General features: G+C 67.1%; 29 protein-coding genes. 9 read left to right on the top strand and 20 right to left on the bottom strand.

The annotated features are described in order from the left end of the window. From QOD90_RS23665 to recO, 4 genes are all read right to left on the bottom strand, one after another. Positions 1-322, bottom strand: a 322-nt coding sequence (locus QOD90_RS23665) for an NUDIX hydrolase (RefSeq protein WP_526353644.1), incomplete at its 3' end; no start/stop codon positions are given. Positions 323-326: 4 nt separating this feature from the next. Then, a complete protein-coding gene (locus tag QOD90_RS23660) occupies positions 327-791 on the bottom strand; it encodes a hypothetical protein (RefSeq protein ID WP_526353642.1) in 465 nt (154 codons plus the stop codon). Further along, positions 791-1,681 carry a decaprenyl diphosphate synthase gene (locus QOD90_RS23655; RefSeq protein ID WP_526353640.1) on the bottom strand — a complete coding sequence of 297 codons (891 nt, stop codon included), beginning with the start codon at positions 1,679-1,681 and terminating at the stop codon, positions 791-793. The genes QOD90_RS23660 and QOD90_RS23655 overlap by 1 nt, the downstream gene beginning before the upstream one ends. Further along, on the bottom strand, positions 1,620-2,471 hold the full coding sequence (gene recO / locus QOD90_RS23650) for a DNA repair protein RecO (protein ID WP_526353638.1): 852 nt from the start codon (positions 2,469-2,471) through the stop codon (positions 1,620-1,622). Before recO ends, QOD90_RS23655 begins: the two co-directional genes overlap by 62 nt. A gap of 77 nt (positions 2,472-2,548) precedes the next feature. Here recO and QOD90_RS23645 point away from each other — a divergent pair, with 77 nt between their 5' ends. Further along, a complete protein-coding gene (locus QOD90_RS23645; RefSeq protein ID WP_526353637.1) occupies positions 2,549-4,000 on the top strand; it encodes an amidase in 1,452 nt (483 codons plus the stop codon). Here QOD90_RS23645 and era read toward each other — a convergent pair. The 9 genes from era to hrcA form a co-directional block, all read right to left on the bottom strand. Then, on the bottom strand, positions 3,997-4,908 hold the full coding sequence (gene era / locus QOD90_RS23640; protein WP_526353635.1) for a GTPase Era: 912 nt from the start codon (positions 4,906-4,908) through the stop codon (positions 3,997-3,999). The two genes, QOD90_RS23645 and era, sit on opposite strands and share 4 nt — an antisense overlap. After that, positions 4,905-5,222: a cytidine deaminase-like protein gene (locus tag QOD90_RS23635; RefSeq protein ID WP_526353633.1), complete on the bottom strand. Its 318-nt coding sequence runs from the start codon at positions 5,220-5,222 to the stop codon at positions 4,905-4,907. The genes era and QOD90_RS23635 overlap by 4 nt, the downstream gene beginning before the upstream one ends. Further along, positions 5,219-6,502, bottom strand: a complete 1,284-nt coding sequence (locus QOD90_RS23630) for a CNNM domain-containing protein (RefSeq protein WP_526353631.1) — start codon at positions 6,500-6,502, stop codon at positions 5,219-5,221. Before QOD90_RS23630 ends, QOD90_RS23635 begins: the two co-directional genes overlap by 4 nt. Further along, on the bottom strand, positions 6,499-7,035 hold the full coding sequence (gene ybeY, locus QOD90_RS23625; RefSeq protein ID WP_526353629.1) for an rRNA maturation RNase YbeY: 537 nt from the start codon (positions 7,033-7,035) through the stop codon (positions 6,499-6,501). Before ybeY ends, QOD90_RS23630 begins: the two co-directional genes overlap by 4 nt. Continuing rightward, a complete protein-coding gene (locus tag QOD90_RS23620) occupies positions 7,032-8,075 on the bottom strand; it encodes a PhoH family protein (RefSeq protein ID WP_526353627.1) in 1,044 nt (347 codons plus the stop codon). Before QOD90_RS23620 ends, ybeY begins: the two co-directional genes overlap by 4 nt. Positions 8,076-8,218: 143 nt before the next feature. After that, positions 8,219-8,425 carry a hypothetical protein gene (locus QOD90_RS23615; RefSeq protein ID WP_526353625.1) on the bottom strand — a complete coding sequence of 69 codons (207 nt, stop codon included), beginning with the start codon at positions 8,423-8,425 and terminating at the stop codon, positions 8,219-8,221. Positions 8,426-8,566: 141 nt separating this feature from the next. Then, positions 8,567-9,316 carry a 16S rRNA (uracil(1498)-N(3))-methyltransferase gene (locus tag QOD90_RS23610; protein ID WP_526353623.1) on the bottom strand — a complete coding sequence of 250 codons (750 nt, stop codon included), beginning with the start codon at positions 9,314-9,316 and terminating at the stop codon, positions 8,567-8,569. Between the two features lie 15 nt (positions 9,317-9,331). Continuing rightward, complete coding sequence (gene dnaJ, locus QOD90_RS23605) at positions 9,332-10,483, bottom strand: molecular chaperone DnaJ (protein WP_526353621.1); 1,152 nt, start codon at positions 10,481-10,483, stop codon at positions 9,332-9,334. A gap of 54 nt (positions 10,484-10,537) precedes the next feature. Next, positions 10,538-11,569 (bottom strand): heat-inducible transcriptional repressor HrcA, encoded by a 1,032-nt coding sequence (gene hrcA, locus QOD90_RS23600; RefSeq protein ID WP_526353619.1) that lies wholly within the window; start codon positions 11,567-11,569, stop codon positions 10,538-10,540. A gap of 109 nt (positions 11,570-11,678) precedes the next feature. Between hrcA and QOD90_RS23595 the strand changes: the two genes are divergently transcribed. Continuing rightward, entirely contained in the window at positions 11,679-11,993 is a 315-nt protein-coding gene (locus tag QOD90_RS23595) for a type II toxin-antitoxin system VapB family antitoxin (protein ID WP_526353617.1), read from the top strand. Between the two features lie 3 nt (positions 11,994-11,996). Here QOD90_RS23595 and hemW read toward each other — a convergent pair whose 3' ends face one another. Beyond that, positions 11,997-13,184 (bottom strand): radical SAM family heme chaperone HemW, encoded by a 1,188-nt coding sequence (gene hemW / locus QOD90_RS23590; protein ID WP_526353615.1) that lies wholly within the window; start codon positions 13,182-13,184, stop codon positions 11,997-11,999. A 305-nt stretch (positions 13,185-13,489) separates the two neighbouring features. On the opposite strand from hemW, the gene QOD90_RS23585 reads away from it, so the two are divergent. From QOD90_RS23585 to QOD90_RS23560, 6 genes are all read left to right on the top strand, one after another. Further along, the gene (locus QOD90_RS23585; protein ID WP_526353613.1) at positions 13,490-15,157 is read left to right on the top strand and encodes a nitrite/sulfite reductase; all 1,668 of its coding nucleotides are present in this window, start codon (positions 13,490-13,492) and stop codon (positions 15,155-15,157) included. Positions 15,158-15,160: 3 nt separating this feature from the next. After that, positions 15,161-15,895: a phosphoadenylyl-sulfate reductase gene (locus QOD90_RS23580; protein WP_526353611.1), complete on the top strand. Its 735-nt coding sequence runs from the start codon at positions 15,161-15,163 to the stop codon at positions 15,893-15,895. Further along, positions 15,874-16,611: a sirohydrochlorin chelatase gene (locus tag QOD90_RS23575; protein ID WP_526353609.1), complete on the top strand. Its 738-nt coding sequence runs from the start codon at positions 15,874-15,876 to the stop codon at positions 16,609-16,611. The genes QOD90_RS23580 and QOD90_RS23575 overlap by 22 nt, the downstream gene beginning before the upstream one ends. A gap of 215 nt (positions 16,612-16,826) precedes the next feature. Next, positions 16,827-17,087 carry a hypothetical protein gene (locus QOD90_RS23570; protein WP_526353607.1) on the top strand — a complete coding sequence of 87 codons (261 nt, stop codon included), beginning with the start codon at positions 16,827-16,829 and terminating at the stop codon, positions 17,085-17,087. Between the two features lie 121 nt (positions 17,088-17,208). Continuing rightward, positions 17,209-18,810 carry a S53 family peptidase gene (locus QOD90_RS23565; protein WP_526353605.1) on the top strand — a complete coding sequence of 534 codons (1,602 nt, stop codon included), beginning with the start codon at positions 17,209-17,211 and terminating at the stop codon, positions 18,808-18,810. Beyond that, on the top strand, positions 18,807-20,603 hold the full coding sequence (locus tag QOD90_RS23560; protein WP_526353603.1) for a zinc ribbon domain-containing protein: 1,797 nt from the start codon (positions 18,807-18,809) through the stop codon (positions 20,601-20,603). Before QOD90_RS23565 ends, QOD90_RS23560 begins: the two co-directional genes overlap by 4 nt. On the opposite strand, the gene QOD90_RS23555 is transcribed toward QOD90_RS23560, so the two are convergent. From QOD90_RS23555 to QOD90_RS23530, 6 genes are all read right to left on the bottom strand, one after another. After that, positions 20,575-21,639: a sulfate/molybdate ABC transporter ATP-binding protein gene (locus QOD90_RS23555; protein WP_526353601.1), complete on the bottom strand. Its 1,065-nt coding sequence runs from the start codon at positions 21,637-21,639 to the stop codon at positions 20,575-20,577. The genes QOD90_RS23560 and QOD90_RS23555 overlap by 29 nt on opposite strands. 23 nt (positions 21,640-21,662) lie before the next feature. Continuing rightward, on the bottom strand, positions 21,663-22,475 hold the full coding sequence (gene cysW / locus QOD90_RS23550) for a sulfate ABC transporter permease subunit CysW (protein ID WP_526353599.1): 813 nt from the start codon (positions 22,473-22,475) through the stop codon (positions 21,663-21,665). Further along, positions 22,472-23,305 carry a sulfate ABC transporter permease subunit CysT gene (gene cysT, locus QOD90_RS23545; RefSeq protein ID WP_526353597.1) on the bottom strand — a complete coding sequence of 278 codons (834 nt, stop codon included), beginning with the start codon at positions 23,303-23,305 and terminating at the stop codon, positions 22,472-22,474. Before cysT ends, cysW begins: the two co-directional genes overlap by 4 nt. Continuing rightward, on the bottom strand, positions 23,302-24,342 hold the full coding sequence (locus QOD90_RS23540) for a sulfate ABC transporter substrate-binding protein (RefSeq protein ID WP_526353595.1): 1,041 nt from the start codon (positions 24,340-24,342) through the stop codon (positions 23,302-23,304). Before QOD90_RS23540 ends, cysT begins: the two co-directional genes overlap by 4 nt. Before the next feature lie 123 nt (positions 24,343-24,465). Beyond that, on the bottom strand, positions 24,466-24,558 hold the full coding sequence (locus tag QOD90_RS23535) for an Ms4533A family Cys-rich leader peptide (protein ID WP_526353593.1): 93 nt from the start codon (positions 24,556-24,558) through the stop codon (positions 24,466-24,468). A 117-nt stretch (positions 24,559-24,675) separates the two neighbouring features. Continuing rightward, positions 24,676-24,870 carry a hypothetical protein gene (locus QOD90_RS23530; protein WP_526353591.1) on the bottom strand — a complete coding sequence of 65 codons (195 nt, stop codon included), beginning with the start codon at positions 24,868-24,870 and terminating at the stop codon, positions 24,676-24,678. A 74-nt stretch (positions 24,871-24,944) separates the two neighbouring features. On the opposite strand from QOD90_RS23530, the gene QOD90_RS23525 reads away from it, so the two are divergent. Beyond that, a partial coding sequence (locus QOD90_RS23525; RefSeq protein WP_526353589.1) for a glycoside hydrolase family 15 protein occupies positions 24,945-26,198 on the top strand: 1,254 nt, incomplete at its 3' end.

Raw genomic sequence — 26,198 nt, 5'->3', positions numbered from 1 at the left:
CCCAGGCGATCTCGTCGATCTCCGCGGCAGGCCCCGGCTCACCTTCGAGGGTGACCAGGAAGAGATCGGCGTCGACGACGTGGCCCGGCTCGTTGGCCGCCGCCGCCGTGTAGCGGCCGAGCGCACGCGCGGAGGATCCGTCGATGCTGGTGCCCAACTCCTCGTAGACCTCGCGGACGAGCGCCTCAAGCGGCTCCTCACCCGGCTCGATCTTGCCGCCCGGTTGCATGAACGACGACGTGCCACGCTTCCTGACGACGAGTACGTGGTCGCGGTCGTCGAGGATGACCGCCGCCACGATGCGAATCACGTTGCCGGACAACGGCTCACGACACCAGAGCGTGGCGGACGTCGGCACCCGTGGTGAGCACCAGCAGAATCAGGGTCCGCAGCGCGTCCTCGGTCAGACCTGCAGCGGGAAAGTTGTAGCGCAGCATCACGTCCGCGACCTTCTTGGCCGACGATCCGTTCGCCCGCGCGGGTGGGCCGTCGACGGCCTTCTCGACGAGCGCCACCGTGCCGAGCATCGTCCGACCCGCCTGTTCGGCGACGCGTTGGCGAGTCTTGTTGGTCAGCGGCAGATCCCACGCCAACGGCTGGGTGAGCGACACCATCTCAAGGCCCTCGGCGATGGTGACGACCCGCAACGAAGCCACCAGACCGTCCACCGTGACCGTCAGGGCGCCGTCCGACTCCTCGACGAGCGTCGTCACCTCCCCGAGCGCCGAGATCAGCCGCGCCACGAGTGCCGTCCCCGGGTCGCTCGGCTCCTGCCCGCCGGGGGTGGACATCAGGCCCTCCCGAAGCGACGGTTGCGGTTGACGTACTCCACGCACGCCGCCCACAGGTCGCGGCGATCGTAGTCGGGCCACAGCGTGTCCTGGAAGACGAACTCGGCGTAGGCCGCCTGCCACAGCAGGAAGTTGCTCGCCCGCTGCTCCCCCGACGTCCTGATGAACAGGTCGACGTCGGGAATGTCGTCGCGGTGCAGGTGTTTCGCGAACGAGGCCTCGGTGATCCGGTTCGGCTTGATCTTTCCGTCGGCAGCCAGTTGGGCCAGTTCCTGCGCTGCCTCGATGATCTCGGTGCGCCCCCCGTAGTTGACGCAGTAGTTGATGGTGATGACGTCGTTGCCGACGGTCATCTTCTCGGCGATGTCGAATTCCTTGATGACGCTGCTCCACATGCGGGGCCGCGACCCGACCCACCGCATGCGCACACCCATCGCGTTGAGGTTCTCGCGGCGGCGGCGCACCACCTCGCGGTTGAAACCCATCAGGAACCGCACCTCTTCGGCGCTGCGCTTCCAGTTCTCGGTGGAGAACGCGTACACGGTGAGGTGCTTGATGCCGATTTCGATCGCACCGCAGGTGATGTCGATCAGCACCGCTTCGCCCATCTTGTGGCCGTCGGTGCGCCCGAGCCCGCGCTGGGTAGCCCATCGGCCGTTGCCGTCCATCACGACCGCGACGTGGTTGGGCACCTGACCCGCCGGAATCAGCGGTGCCGATTCCTTGGACGTGTGCTGCGGCGGGCGGGAGAACCTGCCGTTGGTATGGGGTGGCAGCTCGGGGAAGACCACGGGCCACGTCGACTTGTCCGGAAAGGTCGGATAGTCCTCAGGCGCCGGAGGCAGCTGCGGGTAACTCTCCTTCTTGCCCCTGCCCCGCGTCGTAGCCATGTGCCTCATCCTGCCCGAACAGCGCGACTCGTCGTTCAGCGACCGTACGATCGATCCGGTAGGCGCGCTCGACCAGCGGCAACGTCCGCAGCTGGCGCTCGAGATGCCATTGCAGATGCGCAGCCACCAGGCCGCTGGCCTGGCTACGGTACGACGACGTGGACGCCTCGGCGGCGGGCCAGTCCCCGTCGTGCAGGGCGATCATCAGGTCCAGCACGCCCTGGGGCGGGGTCACCGAACCGGACGGCCTGCAATGCATGCACACACTTCCGCCCGCGGCGACGTGGAACGCCCGGTGCGGCCCTGGTGCCGCGCACCGCGCACATTCGGTGAGCGCGGGGGCCCACCCCGCGATTCCCATGGCCCGCAACAGGTATGAATCGAGGACGAGCTCACGCGGTCGAATGCCGTCGGCCACGGCCCGCAACGCCGCGACGGTGAGCCGGTGCAGGGCGGGCGACGGGGCGCGCTCCTCGCCCGCCAGCCGCTCGGCCGTCTCCAGCACCGCGCACCCGCAGGTGTAGCGGCCGTATTCGCTGACGATGTCGCTGGCGAACGAATCGATGGCCTGCACCTGCGTGACGATGTCGAGATTTCGACCCGGGTACAGCTGCACGTCGATGTGTGCGAATGGCTCGAGCCTGGCCCCGAACTTGCTCCGGGTACGGCGCACACCCTTGGCCACGGCACGGACCAACCCGTTCTCGAGGGTGAGCAGGGTCACGATCCGGTCGGCCTCACCGAGCTTGTGCTGGCGCAGCACGACAGCTCGATCCCGGTACAACCGCATCTCAACAGTGTTTCATCTCGGACCGACCACCTCTACCGACCACGCCGGGAAGGCACGTCCGGATATTCTCGACTCAAATGGCAGACACCTCATCCAATGGGTCGAGCACGCGACCCCCCGGCACCCACCTACCCACTCTGACCCAGCTGCAGTACCGACTGGCCAGCGGCAAGACCACGTCCACCGAACTGACCAGCCGCTCGCTTCGGGCAATCGAAGCCAGCCAGTCCACGCTCAACGCCTTCCGGGTCGTGCTGACCCAACAGGCGCTCGCCGACGCCGCCGAGGCCGATCGCAAACGTGCAGCGGGACAACGTCTCCCGCTCCTTGGCATCCCGATCGCAGTCAAGGACGACGTCGACGTCGCAGGCGTCCCGACCAGGTTCGGCACGTCGGGTGACGTTGCGCCGGCGAGCGCCGACGCCGAGGTCGTGCGCAGGCTGCGGGTGGCCGGCGCGGTGATCGTCGGAAAGACGAATACCTGCGAGCTTGGCCAGTGGCCGTTCACCAGCGGGCCCGCATTCGGACACACCCGCAATCCGTGGTCAGCCGACCACACCCCCGGCGGCTCGTCGGGCGGCAGCGCCGCTGCGGTGGCCGCCGGTTTGGTGACCGCGGCCATCGGCTCCGACGGTGCGGGCAGCGTCCGCATCCCGGCGGCCTGGACCCATCTCGTCGGCATCAAGCCGCAGCGCGGCCGCATCTCCACCTGGCCGCTGCCCGAGGCCTTCAACGGAATCACGGTCAACGGCGTACTGGCCCGCACCGTCGCCGACGCCGCACTGGTGCTCGATGCGGCCGCAGGCAATGCCGAAGGAGATTTGCACAAGCCGCCACCCGTCGAGGCCTCCGAGTACGTCAGCCAGGCACCGGGTCCGCTGACCGTGGCAATGTCGACCAAGTTTCCCTTCACGGGCTTCGGCGCCAAACTTCATCCCGAGATCCTGGCCGCCATGAAGACGATGGCCGGGCACCTCGAGGAGCTCGGGCACACCGTGCGCGCCGCCGACCCCGACTACGGGCTGCGCACTTCCTGGAACTTCTTGTCCCGCTCGACGTCCGGGCTGTTGGATTGGGCGCACCGGCTCGGGCCGGGGGTGACGTTCGACAAGCGCACCACCAGCAACATGCGGATGGGACGGGTGCTGTCCGAGAAGATCCTTCGCGACGCCCGCCGCCGCGAGGCCGAATCCCAGCGTCGCATCGGCTGGATCTTCAACCTCGCCGACGTCGTGCTCGCTCCGACGACGGCGCTGCCGCCGCCACGAGTTCACGACTTCGATCGGCTTGGCGGACTTGCCACGGACCGCGCGATGATCCGCGCGTGCCCGGTGACGTGGCCCTGGAACCTTCTCGGCTGGCCGTCGATCAACGTTCCGGCCGGATTCACCTCGGACGGACTACCGATCGGTGTCCAGTTGATGGGGCCCGCCGACAGCGAGCCGCTGCTGGTGTCGCTGGCGGCCGCCCTGGAAGCCATCGGCGCCTGGCAGGCCGTGGAGCCCACCGTCTGGTGGGGCACACCCTAAAAACCCAGTCTGCCAAGCTGTTTGGGGTCGCGCTGCCAATTCTTCGCGATCTTGACCCGCAGCTCCAGGTACACCTTGGTGCCGAGCAGCTTCTCGATCTGATGCCGTGCCGCAGTGCCGACCTCACGAAGTCGGGCGCCGCCCTTGCCGATCACGATGCCCTTCTGCGAATCCCGTTCGACGTACAGGATGGCGTGCACGTCGATCAGGTCGTCACGCCCTTCCCGGGGCGCCACCTCGTCGATCACGACGGCCAGCGAGTGCGGCAGCTCGTCGCGAACCCCCTCGAGCGCGGCCTCGCGGATCAGCTCGGCCATCAGGACTTCCTCCGGCTCGTCGGTCAGCTCCCCGTCGGGATAGAACGCCGGACCGGGTGGTAGCAGTCCGGCCAGCACACCGGTGAGCAATTCCACCTGCTCCCCCGTCGTCGCCGACACGGGCACGATCTCGGCGCTGCCACCGGTCAATTCGCTGACGGCGATGAGCTGCGCGGCGACCTTCTCCCTTGAGACCTTGTCGGTCTTGGTCACGACGACGATCAGCGTGGTCCGCGGCGCGACGGTCCGGATCTGCTCGTAGATCCACCTGTCGCCGGGTCCAATGGTCTCGTCGGCGGGAATGCAGAGCCCGATGACGTCGACCTCGGAGTAGGTGGCCTTGACCAATTCGTTGAGCCGCTCCCCGAGCAGGGTCCTCGGCCGGTGCAAACCCGGGGTGTCGACGAGGATGATCTGGAAGTCCTCGCGGTGCACGATGCCGCGGATGGTGTGGCGGGTGGTCTGCGGACGATTCGACGTGATCGCCACCTTGGCGCCGACGAGAGCATTGGTCAGCGTCGACTTGCCGGTGTTCGGTCTGCCGACGAAGCAGACGAAGCCGGAGTGGAACTCGGTTGCCTCGGTGCTCATGGGATGGGATTTCCCGCCCGATCGGTGACGATGACGGCGGCATCGGCGGTCAGTTCCCGCACCGCGGCGACGCCCGCGTCGTCCGCCGAACCCGCTACCAGGACAGCGGCTTCCAGGCCCGACGCACCGCTCGACACGGCGGCCGCCACCGCCGCCTGCAGGGCGGTCAACGTCAGCGAATCGAGTGCCACCGGGGCGCCTGCGTACGTCCGGCCGTCCACGTCGCGCACGGCGGCGCCGCTGGCCGCTTCGGCACGTCCCATCGCGCCGCGGGCGAGCGTGACCAACTTGGCGTCCTCCGTATCGAGGCTCATTCGTCGTCTTCTTCCTGCTCGGTGGGTTTGACGAGCACGGTGCCGATGCGCACGCGGCCGCGGTGGTCGCGGCCCCCCTCGGCACGCAGCTGCAACGCATCCCACGTCACCTCGGCGCCGGGCAGCGGCACGCGGCCCAATTCGTGGGCCAACAGCCCGCCGACGGTGTCGACGTCCAGATCATCGTCGAGTTCCAGCTCGTAGAGTTCGGCAAGATCCTCGAGAGGAAGCCGCGGTGACACCCGAAAGTTCTTGTCGCCCAGATCTTCTACGGGCGCCACTTCGTCGGTGTCGTATTCGTCGGCGATCTCGCCGACAATCTCCTCGAGCACGTCCTCGATGGTGACGAGGCCGGCGATCGCCCCGTATTCGTCGACGAGCAGCGCCATGTGGTTGCGGTCCCGCTGCATCTCACGCAGCAGCGCGTCGAGCGGCTTGGAGTCCGGCACGAACACCGGCGGACGCATCACCTCGCCGACCCTGGTGTCGATGCCACCGTTGCTGTAATACGTTTGTTGGACGAGGTCCTTGAGGTAGACGACGCCAACGATGTCGTCGACGTTCTCACCAACCACCGGCAGCCGGGAGTGCCCGCTGCGCACCGCAAGTGACGTCGCTTGCCCGGCCGTCTTGTCGGATTCGATCCACACCATCTCGGTGCGCGGCACCATCACCTCTCGGGCGATGGTATCGCCGAGGTCGAACACCGACTGGATCATTCTGCGTTCGTCGTCGGCGACGATTCCGCGTTGCTGGGCGAGATCGACGACCTCACGCAGTTCGATCTCCGACGCGAACGGGCCGTTGCGAAAGCCGCGACCGGGTGTCAACGCGTTGCCGAGCAGCACCAGCAGCCGGCTGATGGGGGTCAGCAGCACCGAGATCGCCTGCAGCGGAAGCACTGCCCCCAAGGCGATGGTGTACGCGTGCTGCCTACCGAGGGTGCGCGGACCGACGCCTATCGCGACGAAGCTGACCACCACCATGATGGCTGCCGCGGCGAGTAGACCCCACTTCAGGCCGAGGTCCTCGTACAGGAAGGCGACCAGCAGGACGGTCGCGGCCGTTTCACACGTGATGCGCAGCAACACGATGAGATTGATGTAGCGCGGCCGGTCGTCGATCAGGCGGGCCAGCCGCGCGGCGCCGGGGCGCTCGTCGCGAACCAACTCGTCGACCCTGGCGATCGAGACCGTACTGATGGCGGCGTCGACCGCCGCGAACACGCCACCGAGCGCGATGAGCGCGACCGCGCCCAACAGAGAAGCGATTCCCGTCACGGTTCGTCGAAGTACTGGGACTTGTCCAACAGTCTGCGATCCTTCTCGCTCTGCCGGTCCTGGTGGTAGGCGGCGACCTGGTCGGCGACCCACTCCTCGAGCAGTTCGCGCTGCAGCGCGAACATCTCCTTTTCCTCGTCCGGCTCGGCGTGGTCGTAGCCCAGGAGGTGCAGCACGCCGTGCACCGTCAGCAGCGCGAGCTCGTGGCCCAGCGAATGCCCGGCCTTCTCAGCCTGTTTCGCCGCGAACTCGGGGCACAGCACGATATCCCCGAGCATGGACGGGCCCGGCTCCGGCGCATCGGGACGGCCTCCTGGCTCGAGCTCGTCCATCGGAAAGCTCATCACGTCCGTCGGTCCCGGCAGGTCCATCCACCGCATGTGCAGGTCGGCCATCGCCGGGGTGTCGAGCAGCACCATGGACAGTTCAGCGCCGGGGTTGACGTCCATCTTCGCGATGACGAACCGCGCGACGCTGATCAGTTCGTTCTCGGACACGTCGATGCCCGACTCGTTGGAGACCTCGATGCTCACCGGCGCGGCCTACCCGTGCCGGATCGCCGCTCGGCCCGGTTGCCCGACGGCGCTTCGGATCTGGCGTATGCGTCGACGATCTCGGACACCAGCCGGTGGCGCACGACGTCGGCACTGGTGAGCTCCGAGAAGTGGATGTCGTCGATGTGATCGAGGATTTCCATCGCGGCCTGCAGTCCCGACCTCGCGCCATGCAGGTCGACTTGCGTGGAGTCACCGGTGACGACGATCTTCGACCCGAATCCCAACCGCGTCAGGAACATCTTCATCTGCTCGGGAGTGGTGTTCTGGGCTTCGTCGAGGATGATGAACGCGTCATTGAGCGATCTACCACGCATGTATGCCAGCGGCGCAACCTCAATGACCCCGGCGCTCATCAGTTTTGGGATCAGCTCCGGATCCATCATGTCGTGCAGCGCGTCGTACAACGGACGCAGGTAGGGATCGATCTTCTCGCTCAGCGTGCCGGGCAGGAAGCCGAGGCGTTCACCGGCCTCCACCGCGGGGCGGGTCAGGATGATCCGCGAAACCTGTTTGGTCTGTAGTGCATTGACGGCCTTGGCCATCGCCAGATAGGTCTTGCCGGTACCGGCTGGACCGACGCCGAACACGATGGTGTGCGCGTCGATGGCGTCGACGTAGCGCTTCTGGTTCAGCGTCTTGGGCCGAATCGTCTTGCCGCGCCTGGACAAGATGTCCAACGTCAGCACCTCGGCGGGTGACTCGTCGCCGGTGCCGGTCAGGATGCCGACGCTGTGGCGCACGGACTCGGGTGTCAGCGTCTGCCCGCCTGCAACCACGGCGATGAGTTCGGTCATCACTCGCTCGGCCACTGCCACGTCGGCGGGCTCGCCGGACAGGGTCACTGCGTTGCCGCGCACGTGGATGTCGGCGGTCAGCACGCGTTCCAGGGCGCGCAGATTTTCGTCAGCCGAACCGAGCAGGCCCACCACGAGGTCGGGCGGAACACTTATGTTGCTTCGCACGGCGTTGTCCGAGGCTGTGCCGTGGGACGCGGCGGTCGTCTCGCGGGGCGTCACGTGGTGTTCAGTGCCTGCTTTCCGTGCTCTGGTCGTTGCGGTGTACTTCGGTCAGCTTACCGCTGGTCACCACCGCAACCCAAAGAAGAAGGGGCGCCCACTGGATCGTCAGCGGGGCGCCCCTTCTCCGAATTCGAGCGGTGTCAGCGGCTCTGATGAACAGTCGTGTCGACCAGCGGGACCTTGACGGCCTGGTGGGTCGTGTTGACCCATTGGTTGTGGTCGACGCCGGTGAGCTCCGCTGCGGGTAGCACCTCGGCTGATGCGGTTGCCAGGATCGGAGCCGCAACACCGAGGATCCCGGCGGTGAGCCCGCTGGCAACGATGGCGGCAAATCCGAACTTCTTCATTTTCTTCATCTCTTCTTTCGTGCCCTCTGTGTTGTCCGTCGACCGGCGGTAGAGCCTTCCATCCGGTCTGACAGATCAAACGCACTGCTCAGGGGTTTAATTCCGGTGGCAGTAATTGGTTGCCAATTGGCAGGATCAAGGTCAGATGCGCCAGCGCGGGGTGAGTACGCCGAGTGCTCCAAGCGCTACTGCGGCCGACGATGTGGTCCGCAGCACACTTGGACCAAGGCGGACGGCCGTGGCACCCGCGCCCGTCAGGACCGCCAACTCGTCGTCTCCGATGCCGCCCTCGGGTCCGACCAGGAGCATCAGCGACTCGGCCTCGTCGAGCCCGACCGCGGTCAGCGGGACCGTGGCGGATTCGTGCAGCACCAGCACCACCGATCCCTCCGCGACCGCACGGACGCGGGCGGCCAACTCCCTGGTGGACACCAGCGACGTGACCGTCGGGACGTACGGTCTGCGGGATTGTCTGGCAGCCGAGCGCGCCACCGCCTGCCACCGGCGCAGCCCCTTCTCCACCTTCGTCGCGCCCTCCCATCGGGCCACGCAGCGGTCGGACTGCCACGCCACGAAACCGTCGGCACCGGCTTCGGTGGCGAGCTCGATTGCCAACTCGGACCGATCGGACTTCGGCAATGCCTGCACCACGGTGACCGCGGGAAACAGTGGCGCAATGGTTCGCCTGCTCAGCACGCGGGTGGTCAAGGTGCCCTTGCCGACGCCGTCGACGACGACGTGTGCGACCGTGCCAGCGCCGTCGCCGAGATCGAGTTCTTCCCCGACTCGGATGCGACGTACGGAAGCGGCGTGAAAGCCCTCGTCGCCGTCGACGACGGCGAGCTCACCGACGTCGGGCACGTCGTCGACGTAGAACAGCGCGCGACTCATGGTGCGCGAGCCGCCCTACCGGCCGGTGAACGACTCGCGCAACCGGCTGAACAGGCCGCCGCCTGCGGGCGCCGCGTGCGTCGACTTGACCTCGGCCACGTCGCGAACGCGATGCTCCTTGAACGTCTTCAGCAGTTCGGTGTCCTGCTGGTCGAGGCGAGACGGCACCACCACGTCGATGTGGGCGTGCAGGTTGCCGCGGGCGCCGGACCTCACGTTGGGCATCCCATGGCCGCGCAACGTCGTGACGGCGCCCGGCTGAGTGCCCGCCGCGACGACGATGTCGGTCTCCCCGTCGAGGATCGCATCGACGGTGACCTTGGTGCCCAGCGCTGCGTCGACCATCGGCACCGACACGCTGAAGTGCAGGTCGTCTCCGTCGCGGATGAAGACGTCGTGCGGCTGTTCGTGCACCTCGACGTGCAGGTCGCCCGCGGGGCCGCCGCCGGGACCAACTTCGCCCTGAGCCGCCAGACGCACCCGCATGCCTTCGCCGACACCCGGCGGGATCTTGACGCTGATCTCCCGTCGCGCCCGCACGCGCCCGTCGCCTCCGCAGCGATGACATGGATCGGGGATGACCTCGCCGACGCCCGCACACACCGGACACGGGCGCGACGTCATCACCTGGCCAAGGAGGGAGCGCTGCACGGACTGGACCTCGCCATGGCCGTGGCAGGTGTCACAGGTGACCGGCGTGGAGTTGCCGTGAGTGCCCTTGCCCTGGCATACGTCACAGAGGATCGCGGTGTCCACGGTGACGTGCTTGGTGACGCCGGTCGCGCACTCAGAGAGGTCGAGCCGCATCCGCAGCAGCGAGTCCGAACCCGGGCGCACCCGACCGACCGGCCCGCGCGTGCCTCCGCCGCCACCGAAGAACGCCTCGAAGACGTCACCGAGCCCACCGAAACCGCTGAACCCGCCGCCGAACCCGTTGCCGGCGCCCGCGCTCTCCATCGGATCGCCACCGAGGTCGACGATGCGGCGCTTCTCGGGATCGCTCAGCACCTCGTAGGCGACGCTGATCTCCCTGAACTGGGCTTGTGCCGCTTCGTCGGGGTTGACGTCGGGATGCAACTCGCGTGCAAGCTTGCGGTACGCACGCTTGATCTCCGAGTCGCTCGCGCCCTTGCTCACCCCGAGCAGGCCGTAATAATCGCGTGCCACGCCAAAACCCTTCTTAACCCTCTTCGAGCCGCACTTGCGGTCTTTGTCGACGCCCTAACGGCCGCCCAAGACCTCGCCTATGTACATAGCAACCGCGGCGACGTTGGCGATGGTTCCCGGATAGTCCATCCGAGTGGGACCCACCACACCCATGCCGCCGAACACCTTGCCCGAACTGCCGTACGTGGTGCTCACCACCGACGTCCCGGCCATCTGCTCGGCCTCGGTCTCGTGCCCGATGCGCACGGTTACCTTACCGGCTTCCTGTTGGACGGCCAGCAACCGCAAGACGACCACCTGCTCCTCCAGCGCCTCGAGCACCGACCGCAGGGAACCACCGAAGTCAGCGGTGTTGTGTGTCAGGTTGGCGGTCCCCCCGAGGAGCAAACGTTCCTCGGTGTGTTCGACGAGGGTTTCGACGAGCACGGTCGCCGACCGCCCAACGGCATCGCCGAGGCGGCCGTGACCGACCAGCTGCGAGGCCAGGTCAGAGACCGCGATCGAGGCGGTGGTGATGGGCTTGCCCTCGAGTGCGTGGCCGAGTCGCTCGCGCAGGGTCGCCAGCTGCACGTCGTCGATGGCGTCGCCAAGCTCGACGATCCGCTGATCGACGCGGCCCGAGTCGGTGATGAGCACCAGAAGCAGCCGGGCGGGTGTCAGCGCAACGACTTCGAGGTGTCGAACCGTGGAGGTGGTCAGCGTCGGGTACTGCACGATGGCGACCTGCCGGGTGAGCTGCGCGAGCAGTTTCACCGCCCGACGCAGGACGTCGTCAAGGTCGACGCCGGACTCCAGGAACGTGAGGATGGCGCGACGCTCGCTCGAGGACATCGGCTTGACGTCGTCCAACCGGTCGACGAACTCGCGGTACCCCTTCTCGGTGGGCACCCGGCCCGAGCTGGTGTGAGGCTGCGCGATGTAGCCCTCGGCCTCGAGGACGGCCATGTCGTTGCGCACGGTCGCACTCGACACGCCAAGGCTGTGGCGTTCCACGAGGCTCTTCGAGCCGATCGGCTCCTTGGTGGACACGAAATCGGCGACGATCGCGCGAAGCACCTCGAAGCGACGGTCATCGGCAGTACCCAAGGTTCACCTCCAAGTTCAATTCATTTTACGTTGACGAGCAGCATCGACGTCCCGCGACGCATCGCGGGGCCTGCAGATAACCTCATTTCATGCTCGAGCGGACCAGCCGATGATCTTCAAGGGTGTGCGCGATGGCAAGCCGTACCCGGAGCACGGCCTGTCGTACCGGCAGTGGGCTCAGATCCCGCCGCGGCAGATCCGCCTCGACGAGTTGGTGACCACCACGACGGTGCTGGCGCTCGACCGCCTGCTCTCCGAGGATTCGACGTTCTACGGCGACCTGTTCCCACACGCCGTCCGCTGGGAGGGCGTCATCTACCTCGAGGACGGCGTGCATCAAGCGGTCCGGGCGGCCTTACGCAACCGGCCGGTACTGCACGCCAGGGTCTATGAGATGGACCTTCCCCTGGACCAGCAGACCTAGGGCTCACGCCAAGAGCTCCCGCACCACCGCGTCGGCGAGCAGCCTGCCCCGATCCGTCAGCACCAGCGAGTCGTCATGCCTGAGCAACAACCCATCGCCGCAAAGGGTTTCGGCTCGCGAACGTTCCTCGGCACCGAGGAGTGCGACCGGTAGGCCGTCGCGGAGGCGCACCCGCAACATCACGTCCTCGGTGTGACGGGCCACGTCGTCCAGGATCTCGGAGTCGGCGACCGGCAGTCGACCCTCGGCGAGCGATTGGGCATAGGCGTTGGGGTGCTTGACGTTCCACCATCGCGTGTCGTCGGTGTAACCGTGCGCTCCCGGGCCCGCCCCCCACCACTCGCCACCGTCCCAATACCCGAGGTTGTGCCGGCACTCCCCGCCGGGAAGGCTCCAATTGGACACCTCGTACCAGTCGAAACCGGCCGCGGACAGTCGCGCGTCGAGCAGTTCGTACCGCGTGGCAAGCACGTCGTCGTCGGGCGCGGGCAACTCGCCGCGACGCACTCGCCTCGCCAGCGCGGTGCCGTCCTCGACGACCAGCGCGTACGCCGACACGTGGTCGACGCCGGCACCGATCGCGGCGTCGACCGAGCGGGTCAGGTCGTCGTCGGTCTCCCCCGGGGTGCCATAGATGAGGTCGAGGTTGACGTGTTGGAAGCCCGCCGCGCGTGCATCGGCGGCCGCGGCGAGGGCTCGGCCGGGTGAGTGCACCCGATCCAACGCCGCAAGCACGTGCGGAGCCACCGACTGCATGCCGAGCGACAGTCGATTGAAGCCAGCGTTGCGCAGCTGGTCCAACAGCACGGGCGTGGTCGACTCCGGGTTGGCCTCGGTCGTCACCTCGGCGTCCGCGGCCAAGGTGAAGTTCGCGCGAACCGCAGCCATTACCGCGGCGAGCCGTTCGCCGCCGAGCATCGACGGGGTGCCGCCGCCGATGAACACCGTGGACACCACCGGCGGGCTGGAGCGAAGCGACCCGGGGAGTGACTCGGGAACCGACCCTCGCGCCGCCAGCTGAATCGCTGCCAATTCCAGCTCGATCCGCAGCGCGTCGAGCCAGCCGTCGGGATTCGCGCCGCCGAGTTCGCCGGGTGTGTAGGTGTTGAAGTCGCAGTACCCGCACCGGGTGGCGCAGAACGGCACGTGAACGTAGATGCCGAACGGCGCAGTGCGGAGTCCGGCAGTCATCCCCACAGTCTTCCAGAGCGGACTTTTGCTCGTGATGAGCGCAAAATTCAGCCGGTTAGGGCGGGTGCTGCCTGTCGTGGCAGAATGTCGGGCGTGACCGCTGCCCAGACCTCGACCATCCGCGTTGCGCTGGTGGTCCGGCGGCATGTCGACTTCAAGCGCGTATGCACCTGTTGCTGTCTGCCTTGACGCCGTAGACCTGTCCACCTGTATTTGCAGCTGGCCGCCGGATCTGCGCCGCCGGACAGCCACCGGTGACAACGCGCGATTCACAAGCCGGCTCCCTCGAGAAGGGGCCACACTCCATGTCTACTGCAAAGCCCGCGAAGCGGCCAAAGGGCGAGGGCCAGTGGGCGCTCGGCTACCGCGAACCGCTGAACGCCAACGAGCAGGCCAAGAAGGACGACAACCCGCTCAACGTGCGGGCACGCATCGAGAACATCTACGCCAAGGGTGGCTTCGAGAGTATCGACAAGGGCGACCTTCGCGGCCGTTTCCGCTGGTGGGGGCTCTACACCCAACGCAAGCCCGGCTACGACGGCACCTGGACCGGTGACGACAACACCGACATGCTCGAAGACGAGTTCTTCATGCTGCGAGTCCGGTGCGACGGCGGTGCCCTCTCCGCGGCGGGGCTGCGCACCCTCGGCGAGATTTCCACCGAGTTCGGCCGCGACACGGCCGACATCTCCGACCGGCAGAACATCCAGTACCACTGGATCCGGGTCGAGGACATGCCGGAGATCTGGCAGCGACTGGACGCCGTCGGACTGCAGACCACCGAGGCCTGCGGCGACTGCCCCCGTGTCGTGCTTGGCTCGCCGCTGGCAGGTGAATCCCTCGACGAGGTGATCGACGGCACACCGGCGATCGACGAAATCACCAAGCGCTACATCGGCAAGCCCGAGTACTCGAACCTGCCACGCAAGTTCAAGACCGCGATCTCGGGCCTGCAGGACGTGGTGCACGAGATCAACGACGTCGCGTTCGTCGGCGTCGAGCATCCCGAGCACGGGCCCGGCTTCGACCTGTGGGTCGGCGGCGGGCTGTCCACCAACCCGATGCTCGCCCAGCGGGTCGGCGCGTGGATTCCGCTCGACGAGGTACCCGACGTCTGGGAGGGCGTCGTCAGCGTGTTCCGTGACTACGGCTACCGCAGGCTCCGCGCGAAGGCCCGGCTGAAGTTCCTGATCAAGGACTGGGGCATCGAAAAGTTCCGCGAAGTTCTCGAAACGGAATACCTGAAGCGTCCGCTCATCGACGGCCCCGCGCCGACGCCTGCCCCCCGCCCGATCGACCACGTCGGCGTGCAGAAGCTCAAGAACGGACTCAACGCCGTCGGCGTCGCCCCGATCGCGGGCCGGGTGTCGGGCACCATCCTGAGCAAGGTCGCCGACCTCGCCGAGGCTGCCGGTTCGGACCGGATCCGATTCACGCCGTACCAGAAGCTGGTCATCCTCGACGTGCCCGACGACGAGCTCGACGCGCTCCGCGACGGGTTGGACGCGCTGGGACTGCCGTCGAAGCCGTCGCATTGGCGGCGGAACCTGATGGCCTGCACGGGAATTGAGTACTGCAAGCTCTCGTTCGCCGAGACGCGGAGCCGTTCTCAGCTCCTGGCCCCCGAGCTCGAGAAGCGCCTCGAGGATCTCAACGCCCAACTCGACGTGCCGGTCACCATCAACATCAACGGGTGCCCGAACTCGTGCGCGCGCATCCAGGTCGCCGACATCGGGTTCAAGGGCCAGATGGTCGACGACGGTGACGGTCCCGTCGAGGGCTTCCAGGTACACCTCGGCGGCAGCCTCGGTCTCGATAGCGCGTTCGGCCGCAAGCTGCGCCAGCACAAGGTGACGAGCGCCGAACTCGGCGACTACATCGAGCGGGTCGTGCGGAACTTCGTGAAACAAAGGGACGACGGCGAGCGTTTCGCAGTGTGGGCCGTACGGGCCGACGAAGCGGACTTGAGGTAATCGATGACCGACGTGATGACAGAAACCGAACTGGTGCAACTGGCCGAACGCGGGGCCGCCGAGCTGGAAGGCGCCAACGCAGAGGAACTGCTGCGCTGGACCGACGAGCACTTCGGCGCCGAGTCCGGAGCCGGGCTGCCGGCGACATCCGGATACGTGGTGGCATCGAACATGCAGGACGCCGTCCTCGTCGCGATGGCTGCCAAGGTGCGGCCCGGCGTGGACGTCCTGTTCCTCGACACCGGCTACCACTTCGCGGAGACCATCGGCACCCGCGACGCGGTGGAGGCCGTCTACGGCGTCAACGTCGTCAACGTGACGCCGGAGAACAGCGTCGCCCGCCAGGATGAGCTGCTCGGCAAGGACCTCTTCGCGCGTGACCCTGCGGAGTGCTGCCGGATGCGCAAGGTCGAGCCGCTTGGCAAGGCGCTCAAGGGCTATTCGGCGTGGGTGACCGGCATCCGGCGCGTCGAGGCGCCGACGCGGGCGAACGCCCCGCTGATCAGCTTCGACAAGGCCTTCGGCCTGGTGAAGATCAATCCGATCGCGGCGTGGTCCGACGACGACATGCAGGCCTACGTCGACGCCAACGACATCCTCGTCAACCCACTCGTCTTCGAGGGTTACCCGTCCATCGGCTGCGCCCCATGCACGGCCAAACCGATCGAGGGTGCCGATCCCCGCAGCGGCCGTTGGGCCGGCCTATCGAAGACGGAATGCGGGCTCCACGCGTCGTGACGGAGAGCCTGATCCTCGCGGCCCACGGCAGCGTCGATCCCCGTTCGTCGGCGGTCGCGCAAGCCCTCGCCGGGCGGATCCGCCGGCTGCGGCCTGGGCTGGACGTGCACGCGGCATTCCTGGAGAAGTCGGCGCCGTATGTCGGTGACGTGCTCGCCGACGTCGCCCGTCGCGGTGATTCGGCCGTGGTGGTGCCGATGCTGTTGGCCGATGCCCACCACGCCAGAGTGGACCTGCCGACCGTGATCGCGCAGTCCGGCGCCGACGTCAGGCAGTCCGAAGTCCTCGGCGAGGACCCGGCACTCATCACGCTGCTCGGGCAGCGCCTGGCAGCGGCGGGGGTGTCGGCGGATCAGCGGGACGTCGGGGTCATCGTGGTGGCGGTGGGCTCGTCGAATGACGCGGCCAACGCGCGGACGGCCACGTTGGTACCCGAGTTGGCACTCCGAACGCGTTGGGCGGGTGTGGAAGTGGCCTTCGCCACCGGACCTCACCCGACCGTCACCGAGGCGGCGATCCGCTTGCGGAGTCGCGGGGCTCGCCGGCTGATCGTCGCACCGTGGTTCCTGGCGCACGGGCGCATCACGGACCGGGTCGTTGCAGCCGCTGCCGACCTTGGCGTTCCGATGGCAGAACCCCTCGGGTCGCACAACCTGGTGGCGGCCACCCTGCTCGATCGATTCGACGAGACGCGCTCGGTGCTCGTCGCCGCGTAGCCGGGTTGCTGCCCACGAAGGCATGTTTGCCACCCACCGGATCTGGCCCACACGTTTCGACGGATTCGCAGCTCAGCGTCTGCGGGAACGCCGAATGGAGGATTTGCCCCACGCTTTGCCCAATCTATGGCATCATATTGACGTTGGCGTTTGGCCACCCACGACCCCGAAAACGGTCGCTGGATCGCAATTCGGGGATTGGATTGGGATAGGACATGAACACAAATCGTTTGACTCGCCGGTTGGCGCTTGTCATCGGTGGCGGCGCGATCATCACCATGGGCGCCCTCACCGCTGGCTGTAGCAGCAACGAAACACCCGCTCCCTCCAGCACGACGACCACCACGACGTCGTCGGTGACGCCGACGGAGAAGAGTCTCACTCCCGGTGGGCCCAACAGCTTCTCCCCGCCCGTGAAGGCACCACCGGCACCCACCGGCGAGCCTGGCACCCACCGCAGCGGCAGCGGGTCCTAGGTCCGACCGGACGAGGTCAGTTCTCACTTCTGCAGGGACGTCACCGCGGTGGCGTCCCTGCAGAGTCGGTCTTCGTGGACCTAAGCCTCGGGAGTCTGAAATGTCCTGTCGACGCGCAGCCATGCGCCTGCTCGGGTGCTCGCTCACGTTGTCGATGGTCGCCGGCGTGGCCGTCGTCGTCTCCGAGCACCATTCCGAGCCTTCATCGCACGCGGCGGCCATCGGTGGTCCGTACGCGAATCTCCTTGCCAGCTCAACAGATCTCGGACCGTCCCAACTCGACCGCGCGCAGCTCACCGTCGGACTTCGCGGCTCGGCACGTCCGGACCCGCTGCTGCAGTGGGCGCGGAGCAAGGGTCTCGCGGTTCGTTGGCAGCCCGGCGAAGAGTGGGCGATCGTCGAAGGCGCCCCGCCCGCCGTCGCCGAGGCCTTCGACGTTCCGGTGCACGACTACCGCGGCATGCAGGGGCAGGTGTTCTACGCCTCCGCCTTGCAGCCCGAAGTGCCTGCGGCCGTACGCAATACGGTGAGTGACCTCGGCCGCATCCTCGGGTACACCCCACACCGCGAGGCGCGCCCGGACATGATTCCCCTCGACGTCCCCGGCCAGGGGTTGACGCCGAGCGCTCTGTTGACCGCCTACAACGCGAGTCCGCTTGCGGCAGCGGGCATCACGGGCAAAGGACAAACCATCGTCTTCTTCGCGTTCAGCGGATACGACCAGGGCGATCTCGACGACTTCGCTCAAATGTCGAATCTGCCACCGCTGAAACCGATTCTCGTCGGCGGACAGCCCAGCGAATCGCGCGCCGAGACCGTGATGGATCTCGAAGTCGCGCATGCGATTGCACCCGACGCTCGAATGGTGGTGGTCAACGCCCGTCCCACCCTGGAGGGCGGCCGAACCTACGAGCGGATCGCGGAGATGTTCGACGCGGCCAACAAGCAGTTCCCCGGCGCGGTGTGGAGCCTGTCCATCGGGTGGGGGTGTGACGAGCTGATCACCGCGACGGACCTCAAACCCGTGCAGTCGGCGTTGGAACGTGCGCACGCCAACGGGACGTCGGCCTTCGATGCCAGCGGGGACACCGGCGGTTTGGAATGCAAGGGCGGCCCCGATTGGTCGTCGCCTCCTGGCCCCGACGACATTGGGCTGGACGCGATCTCGTCGCTCCCCGGCATGACGTCGGTGGGCGGCACCACGCTCTCCACCGATGAGCACGGTCAATGGCTGGCGGAGCAGGCCTGGATCGACTCGCCGTTGTCCCAGGGCACCAGCGGTGGGGTGTCGAAGCTCTTCCCCCGACCGGCGTGGCAGCGCAGGTTCGTCATCGAGCGGGATTCGGGAAAGCGACAGCGACGCCTGACCCCAGACGTCTCGGCACTCGCCGACCCGTTCACGGGCGTACGGATCAGGTTCGACGAGCAGGATTTGGTTGGTGCAGGCACGTCGCAGGCGGCGCCGATTTGGGCAGGCCTGACGGCGCTGATGAACCAGTACCTGCTGGCGAATGGAGGGCAGCGATTGGGTGACCTGAACCCGCTGCTCTATCGGGTGGCCGCGGGCGCCAACGCCCCCGGGTTCCGCGATGTCGGCCTCGGCGGCAACGCGGTCGACGTCGCCAATCCCGGCTACGACCTCGTCACCGGGCTCGGCAGTCCCAACGTCGAACTGCTGGCCCGCGACTTCCTCGACATCCAGAAGGGACTCGCGCCGCGATGACGACGATGACGTGTCGCAGCTGCGACGTCATCGTGCCAACGGGCGAATTCTGCGGGAATTGCGGTGCGCCGGCATCCCGGCGACGTGGCGACGGGCCTCCTTGGCTGCGCTTGTCGGCCTACGCGGCGGCACCGCGCGAGCACGTGCTGCGCCCCTCGGTGACGAGCACGATCTACCCGTCCCTGCCGCGCGGCTCCAGGATGGCGTTCCGACTCGCGCTCGTCGGCGTGGTCGCGCTGTTGGTGGGCACCGCACTGCCGATGTGGCAGGCGGCGCTGATCGGACTGATCGGTTTCGGGCTGCCCCTTCTATTCCTCGCCTACCTCAAGCAGACCGACGCCTTCGCCGATCTCACGACAGGCACCCTGTTGACGACCGCGGCGCTGGCAGTCGCGTTCGGCATCGGATGGGGACTCGCCACGGACGCCGCCGCGGCACGCACCGACGACGATGCACTGGGTCTGCCGGTCAGCACGCTCAGAATTCTCCTCACCGGCTTCGCCATTCCGTTGGGTTTCCTCGTCCTACTCCTCGCGCCGATGATCATCGTGCGGGTGTGGCGCCCCGGAAGCCGAGAGTCGTTGAACGGGTTCACGATCGGATCACTCGGAGCGCTCTTCTTCGTCAGCGCGGGCAGCCTGACCCGGCTGGCGCCCCAGTTCGCCAACGGCCCGGTAGACCACGACGGCCGCTCGCCGGTTCACCTCGTCATAGCCGGTCTCATCCAGGGTGTGGCGGTGCCGCTGACGGCGGTCGCCGTTGGCGGCGCGATCGGCGCGACCCTCTGGTTCGTGCCGCGAGCGGATTCCCGACGAAAGCCGCCGTGGTACGCGCTGACCTCACCCGCCCCCGCGATCGCGTTCGGGTTGGCCACCTACCTCGGATTGGGACTGCTCGACTTCGTCATGCCTCCCGACGACGTCGGGACGGCCGTCTACGCCTTTCTCGCGGTGCTCGCCCTCTATGCGCTACGGATCGTCGTGCACTCCACGTTGCTCCACGAACGACCCGACGAACAGCGTCCAGACGAACTCGTCAACTGCCCGGAGTGCGAGCACGTCGTCCCCGATCTGGCGTTCTGTCCTCGGTGTGGGATCGCCGGGCGAGCCGCCACGCGGACGTCGGCCGCGGTGCGGACCACGTCGCCCGCCCGGCTGCTGTCGTTCGTCGCCGTCGTCGTGGCGTTGGTCATGGCGGGATCGGTCGGGCTCTCGGTGTGGCGCACGCCGTCGAAGGCACAGGTCGTCTGCCCGCCCGACTGCGGGCACCCGCCGATCAGCAAGCCCGTTGCGATCAATCCCCGCTTCACCCCCAGCGGCGGCGAGTTCTCGGTGTCCTACCCCGGCGAGCAGACGGCGTACGACGCCACCTTCGAATCGAACGGTGTGGTGCTGGACCTACGCGCCGGGGACGGCGGCACGCTTCGGCTGTTCGGCCAGCCCGCGAACGGTCAGACGCCGCGCCAGATCGCGAACGACCTACTCAGAGAGCACTACCCGGACGCGACCTTCGCCTATGAGATCCCCAACGCCTTCGTCGGATACCAACTCGGGTACGGCGAGGTCGCCGACGACTACCCCGCCGACGCCATCGGCGATGACGGGCGAAATCGCGTGCTGATCATGGTCGCGGTGAAACACGACTTCGCGTTGATCGCCGCGGCGGCCGGTCCATTCCGGGAGTTCAGCCCGGAATTCGGCTCCGGTCACCCTTCTGGGGCCAACTTCTTCCTGGCGCTGGACATGGCGAAGTACGTCAACAGCTTCATGTGGCGTGGAGACCCGCCTCGCTGAGTTCATCGCCGACGGTGGGCAACTGGGCATGGCCGGGAATCGGTGGCACCCGGGTGGCCCTGACGTACACGGTGTCGCCCTCCTTCAGCCCGAGCGCTTCGGCGTCACCGCGGGTGATCTGCGCGGTGAACGACGAATGGTCCGCTGCGCTGGTGAGCTCGACGCGAACCTCGAAGCCGAGCACCACGATTCGGTGGATGACCGCGCGGATGACACCGGTTGCCGACACGCTGCCGTCGGTCTGCGCAAGGGCCATGTCGGGATTGCGGCCGACGCGAATGTCGTGGGGGCGGACCAACGTGCCGTTGAGCGATGAAACGGCACCGAGGAACGACATCACGAAGCCATTCGCGGGGCTGTCGTAAACCTCTGTGGGAGAACCGACTTGCTCAATGCGCCCCTTGTTGAGCACCGCGATGCGGTCGGCGACGTCGAGGGCCTCGGCCTGGTCGTGCGTCACCAGCACGGTGGTCACGTGCACCTCGTCGTGCAGCCTGCGCAACCACGCCCGCAGATCCTCGCGGACCTTGGCGTCGAGCGCCCCGAACGGTTCGTCGAGCAGCAGCACCTGAGGGTCGACCGCCAAGGCACGCGCGAGCGCCATCCGCTGCCGCTGTCCACCGGAGAGCTGATTCGGGTAGCGGGTCTGAAACCCCGCGAGCCCGACGATCTCGAGGAGGTTGTCGACCTTGTCCTTGATCTCGTCCTTGGGTCGCTTGCGGATCTTCAGCCCGAACGCGACGTTCTCCCGGACGGTCAGATGCTTGAACGCCGCATAGTGCTGGAATACGAAGCCGATGCCGCGTCGCTGCGGCGGTACCCGCGTGACGTCCTGACCCTTGATGGTGACCGTGCCCGTGTCGGGCTGGTCGAGGCCGGCGATGGCGCGCAACAGCGTCGACTTCCCCGAGCCGCTGGGGCCGAGCAGTGCGGTGAGCGACCCCTCAGGGACGTCGAAGTCGATGTTGTCCAGCGCGACGAAGTCCCCGTAGCGCTTGTTCGCGCCACGCACGGTGATCGCATTGGGGGAGGTCATGTCGGGGTCCTTGTCTTCGAAGCCTATTTCGCCGCCCGGGCACGCCGGGCGTCGAGGATCACTTGAGCCACCAGCACGAACACGGCGACGGCCATCAGCAGCGTCGAGACGGCGTAGGCGCCGTACTCCTGACCGCGGCTGTAGCGGTCGGCTACCAGCAAGGTGAGCGTCTGCGACGTGCCCGGCAGGTTGGACGACACCATGATGACGGCGCCGAACTCACCCAGGGTGCGCGCGACGGTCAGCACGATGCCGTAGGTGAGGCCCCACCTGATCGACGGGAGGGTGATCTTCCAGAACGTCTGCCACCAGGTCGCGCCGAGGGTGGACGCGGCTTCCTCCTGGTCGGTGCCGAGTTCGTGCAGCACCGGCTCGACTTCCCGGATCACGAAGGGCACCGTGACGAAGATGCTGGCCAGCACGATGCCGGGCAGACCGAAGATGATCTTGATGCCCAGGTCGTTCTCGACGAAGCCGAGCGCTCCCGCCGAACCCCACAACAGAATCAGGGCGACGCCGACGACCACCGGCGACACGGCGAACGGCAGATCGATGACGGCTTGCAGGACGCTCTTCCCACGAAAGCGATTGCGCGCCAGGACGAGTGCGGTGGGGATGCCAAAGATGACGTTGAGCGGAACCACGATCACCACGACGAGCAGTGACAACTGCAGCGCCGAGATCGCGGCTGGTGTCGTGATCGACGCGACGAACTCCCCGAACCCCGGCTCGAAAGTGCGCCAGAGGATGAGTCCGACGGGCACGACCACCAGGATCAAGACGTAGCCGAGCGCGACGTATCTCAGCAGGTAGCGCACCGCGGGTGAGGGATTCATCGCGCCAGCTCCTCACGCTTGGCGGCCCGAGAGCCGACCAGCCGAAGGACGAACAACACGAGGAACGAGATCACCAGCAGCACGATCGAGATCGCCGCCGCTCCGGTGCGGTCGTCGTTCTCGATCAAGGTCCGGATCCACTGCGAGGAGACCTCGGTCTCCCCGGGCACGGCGCCACCGATCAGTACCACCGAGCCGAACTCGCCGATCGCCCGTGAGAATGCCAGCCCCGCCCCGGACAGCAGGGACGGCAGCAACGCCGGGAGGACGACCGTGATGAAGATCGCGGTGTTGTTGGCTCCCAGTGAGGCGGCCGCCTCCTCGACCTCGCGGTCGAGTTCGAGCAACACGGGCTGCACCGAACGCACCACGAAGGGCAGCGTCACGAACAGCAGGGCGATGCCGATGCCCCACTTGGTGTGTTGAAGGTGAAGTCCGACAGGACTATTCGGGCCGTACAGCGCCAGCATCACCAGGCTGGCGACGATGGTCGGCAGGGCGAACGGCAGGTCGATGACGGCGTCCACGAACCGCTTGCCGGGAAAATCGTCACGGGTCAGAACCCATGCGACCAGCAGGCCGAAGACCAGGTTGATCGCCGTCACACCGATGGACACCGTCAGCGTGACGCGAAAGGACTCGATCGCGGCATTGGACGTCACGGCCGCCCAGAAGGCGTTCCAGCCACCGCCTGCGGCCTGCCAGAGGATCGCCGCCAGGGGCAGCAGAACGATGACCGACAGCCACGTCGCCGCCGTGCCCACCCGCAGCCCCGTCGTCCCAAGGACCTTTCGAGGTCCTCGGGACGGGGCGTCGAGCGTTGCCGTCATCCAGTCGCCTGCTTGTAGATCTTGGTGATCGAGCCGTTGTCCTTGTCGAACAGCGACGGATCGACCTGACTCCAGCCACCGAGGTCGGCGATGCTCCACAGCTTCTGCGGGGTCGGGAAGTCAGTGGCGAAGTCCTCGGCCACCTTGGGGTCGACCGGACGGAAACCGGCCTCGGCCCAGAGCTTCTGCCCCTCGGGGGTGTAGAGGAAGTTCTTCAGCGCCGTGGCCTGCGCGAGATGCGCGCTGGTCGACACGACGGCCACCGGATTCTCGATCTTGAACGTCTGCGGCGGGGTGACGTGCTCGACCGGCTTGCCCTGACGCTCGGTGTTGATCGCCTCGTTCTCGTAGCTGATCAACACGTCACCGCTGCCCTGGAGGAACACGTCGGTGGCCTCCCGGCCCGAACCCGGGCGCGTCTTGATGTGCTCGCTGACGAGCTTGTTGATGAAGTCAAGGCCTGCCTGCGGGTTCTTGCCACCATCACTCTTGGCGGCGTACGGCGCCAACAGATTCCACTTCGCCGAGCCGGAGCTCAACGGGCTGGGGCTGATCACTTCGAGGCCGGGCTGCAGCAGGTCGTCCCAATCCTTGATGTTCTTCGGGTTTCCCTTGCGCACCACCAGAGTCACCACCGAACCGAAGGGAACGCCGTTGGTCGCGTCGGTGTTCCAGTCCTTGGCGACCTTGTCCGCCTTGACGAGTCGGGTGACGTCGGGCTCGACGGAGAAGTTGACGATGTCGGCGGGCTTGCCGTCGACGACACCGCGCGACTGGTCGCCCGAGGCGCCGTAGGACGTCGTCACGGCCACCCCCTTGCCCTCGGGGGTGGCGGCGAACGCCGGGATGATCTTGCTCCAGCCTGGTTCCGGCACGGCATAGGCGACCAGGGTCAGCGTGGTGTCGGCCTTGGGCTGGTCGCCGCCACCGGCAACGTCACTGGCGCCTCCGCCGCACGCCGCGAGCAAGGAGGCCGTGACGGCGATGACGCCGACGGCGGTCAGCGACCGGATCGACTTCGGCTTCGAGAGGGGCATGTGTGGAGCCTTCCTTGCGGGTGACGGATGAAGAGGTGAATCCGTCACGGCGGCAAGGAGGCGTATCAGTTCTTGGGCACGAAGACTGCCGCTACCGACACCAAACCGCGCAACGGAATGGGGTCAGCGACAACAGTGCACATCGGCGACAGCGCAATTGCCCACGGCAATGAGAGCCAGGACATGGCTCTCGTTACTGCCGGCCGCTGCGTGCATGGCGCGAAGCGTAACAGAACGGCCGAACGGCGCGTTAGCGGGCGAACAGCCACATCACGACGACGAGTGCGACCAGTGCGACCAGCACTAATGTCACCCGTGAGCGCGGCATTCCCGTCACGACGGGTCCTCGTCGGTGTGCCTCGCCCGCTGGATCAGGCGGATGCCGTTGCCAAGCGCCCCGTCGAGCACCACGGCGATGGCGTAGGCCAACATCAGCACGACGGGCATCACGACAACTGTTTGGGCGACGAAACCGAGGCCGGACAGCCACAGTTCGACGCCGTCCCACCAACTCAGGATGCCGCTCACCGGGTCCACCATACGAGCAACGAAAGGCCCCGCACGAGTAGACGCCGGGTACCTGGGCAGTCGATGATGTCGAGATGGTTCTGCAGCACACCGAGCGCGACGATCAAACCAGCGATGGCGAACACGTGCCCGAGGCGCCGTACACCGTCACGGCCCCGGTTCCGTACGCGCCGGGCGGCCCGCTGCGGAACCCCTTTCCGCCGATTGCGGACTACGCCTTCCTCTCGGACTGTGAGAACACCTGTCTGATCTCGTCGGCGGGCTCCGTGGAGTGGATGTGCGTGCCCCGGCCGGACTCTCCGAGCGTGTTCGGCGCGATCCTGGACCGGGGGGCTGGCCACTTCCGCCTCGCGCCCTACGGGGTGACGGTGCCGTCCGCGCGGCGCTACCTGCCCGGCTCACTGATCATGGAGACCACCTGGCAGACCCACACCGGCTGGCTGATCGTGCGCGATGCCCTGGTGATGGGACCGTGGCATGACCTCGACACCAGGTCCCGGACGCACCGCCGCACCCCGATGGACTGGGATGCCGAGCACATCCTGCTGCGCACCGTGCGCTGCGTCAGTGGCGTGGTGGAGTTGGTGATGAGCTGCGAGCCCGCGTTCGACTACCACCGCGAGTCAGCCACCTGGGAGTACTCGGCGTCGGCCTACGGCGAGGCGATCGCCCGCGCCAGCAAGAACCCCGAGGCGCACCCGACGCTGCGGCTGACGACGAATCTGCGCATCGGGCTCGAGGGGCACGAGGCGCGGGCGCGGACCCGGCTCAACGAGGGCGACAACGTGTTCGTCGCACTGAGTTGGTCCGGCCACCCGGCGCCGCAGACCTTCGAAGAGGCCTCCGACAAGATGTGGAAGACCAGCGAGTCGTGGCGCCAGTGGATCAACATCGGCGACTTCCCCGATCATCCGTGGCGGTCGTACTTGCAGCGCAGCGCGTTGACGCTCAAGGGCCTGACGTACTCCCCGACCGGCGCGCTACTGGCGGCCAGTACCACGTCGCTGCCGGAAACGCCTCAGGGCGAACGCAACTGGGACTATCGCTATTCGTGGATCCGCGACTCCACGTTCGCGCTGTGGGGGCTGTACACCTTGGGTCTCGACCGTGAGGCCGACGACTTCTTTTCCTTCATCGCCGATGTGTCGGGCGCCAACAACGGTGAGCGCCATCCGCTTCAGGTGATGTACGGCGTCGGCGGTGAGCGCAGCCTCGTCGAGGACGAACTCAACCACCTCTCGGGCTATGACAACTCCCGGCCGGTGCGCATCGGCAACGGCGCCTATGACCAGATGCAGCACGACATCTGGGGTTCGATGCTGGATTCG

It is taken from the genome of Mycobacterium sp., from assembly GCF_032161845.1.
Lineage (GTDB): Bacteria > Actinomycetota > Actinomycetes > Mycobacteriales > Mycobacteriaceae > Mycobacterium.
Note: the sequence above shows the minus strand (reverse complement) of the source record. Positions and strands in the feature narration are given on the sequence as shown.